Annotated in this window: 1 rRNA gene (only partly in view); it reads right to left on the bottom strand. The window is 56.4% G+C overall.

The annotated features are described in order from the left end of the window. A 23S ribosomal RNA gene (locus ACWDY5_RS41325) occupies positions 1 to 1,936 on the bottom strand (it extends 1,274 nt beyond the left edge of the window). Positions 1,937 to 2,006 lie beyond the last annotated feature (70 nt).

The raw sequence follows: 2,006 nt of genomic DNA, 5'->3' as shown, positions 1-2,006 counted from the left end.
AAGGGTTTCAAGTCAGCGGGCCCCCCTTCTCCCGAAGTTACGGGGGCATTTTGCCGAGTTCCTTAACCACAGTTCACCCGAACGCCTCGGTATTCTCTACCTGACCACCTGTGTCGGTTTGGGGTACGGGCCGCATGAACACTCACTAGAGGCTTTTCTCGGCAGCATAGGATCACTCTACTTCGCCTCAATCGGCTACGCATCACGTCTCAGGCACATGGTGTGCGGATTTGCCTACACACCGCCCTACACGCTTACACCAGTACTACCACTCACTGGCGGAGCTACCTTCCTGCGTCACCCCATCGCTTGACTACTACGGGATTGGTTCCCACGCTCACTCAACCTCATCCGAAGACTCAGCCTCGCTCGGGTGGTTAACATCCCCCGCCTCACCATGGGCGCATCCACACGGGTACGGGAATATCAACCCGTTGTCCATCGACTACGCCTGTCGGCCTCGCCTTAGGTCCCGACTTACCCTGGGCGGATTAACCTGGCCCAGGAACCCTTGGTCATCCGGCGGCAGAGGTTCTCACTCTGCAATCGCTACTCATGCCTGCATTCTCACTCGCACACCCTCCACAACTCGCTCACGCGGCTGCTTCCCTGGATGCACGACGCTCCCCTACCCATCCACACGACTAGACACTCAACTCAAGGCTGAGAGCCGATCTATTGTGTGAATGACACGGCTTCGGCGGTACGCTTAAGCCCCGCTACATTGTCGGCGCGGAACCACTTGACCAGTGAGCTATTACGCACTCTTTAAAGGGTGGCTGCTTCTAAGCCAACCTCCTGGTTGTCTGAGCGACCCCACATCCTTTCCCACTTAGCGCACACTTAGGGGCCTTAGCCGGTGTTCTGGGCTGTTTCCCTCTCGACTACGAAGCTTATCCCCCGCAGTCTCACTGCCACACTTCACACACCGGCATTCGGAGTTTGGCTGATTTCGGTAAGCTTGTAGGCCCCCTAGACCATCCAGTAGCTCTACCTCCGGCGTGAAACATGTGACGCTGCACCTAAATGCATTTCGGGGAGAACCAGCTATCACGGAGTTTGATTGGCCTTTCACCCCTACCCACAGCTCATCCCCCAGGTTTTCAACCCTGGTGGGTTCGGGCCTCCACGACGTCTTACCGTCGCTTCACCCTGGCCATGGGTAGATCACTCCGCTTCGGGTCTAGAGCACGCGACTATTTCGCCCTATTCAGACTCGCTTTCGCTACGGCTACCCCACACGGGTTAACCTCGCCACGCACCACTAACTCGCAGGCTCATTCTTCAAAAGGCACGCCATCACCCCAAAAGGCTCTGACGGATTGTAAGCACACGGTTTCAGGTACTCTTTCACTCCCCTCCCGGGGTACTTTTCACCTTTCCCTCACGGTACTAGTCCGCTATCGGTCACCAGGGAGTATTTAGGCTTAGCGGGTGGTCCCGCCAGATTCACAGCAAATTCCACGAGCTCGCTGCTACTTGGGAACACCATCAGAAGACCATCACGTTTTCGCCTACAGGACTCTCACCCTCTACGGTCGCCCTTCCCAGAGCGTTCAACTAACGCGATGCTTTCTTACTTCTTGCCAGACCGGCAGATCTGACCGACAGGTCCCACGACCCCATAAACGCAACCCCTGCCGGGTATCACACGAATATGGTTTAGCCTCATCCGCTTTCGCTCGCCACTACTCACGGAATCACGGTTGTTTTCTCTTCCTGCGGGTACTGAGATGTTTCACTTCCCCGCGTTCCCTCCACACACCCTATACATTCAGGTGCGGGTGACCCCACATGACTGGGGCCGGGTTTCCCCATTCGGAAATCCTCGGATCTCAGCTCGGTTGACAGCTCCCCGAGGCTTATCGCAGCCTCCTACGTCCTTCATCGGCTCCTGGTGCCAAGGCATCCACCGTATGCTCTTAACAACTTGACCACAAAGATGCTCGCGTCCACTGTGTAGTTCTCAAAGAACAACCAGACACCACCACACCACGCGACACCAA

This window comes from Crossiella sp. NPDC003009, assembly GCF_053591555.1.
Note: the sequence above shows the minus strand (reverse complement) of the source record. Positions and strands in the feature narration are given on the sequence as shown.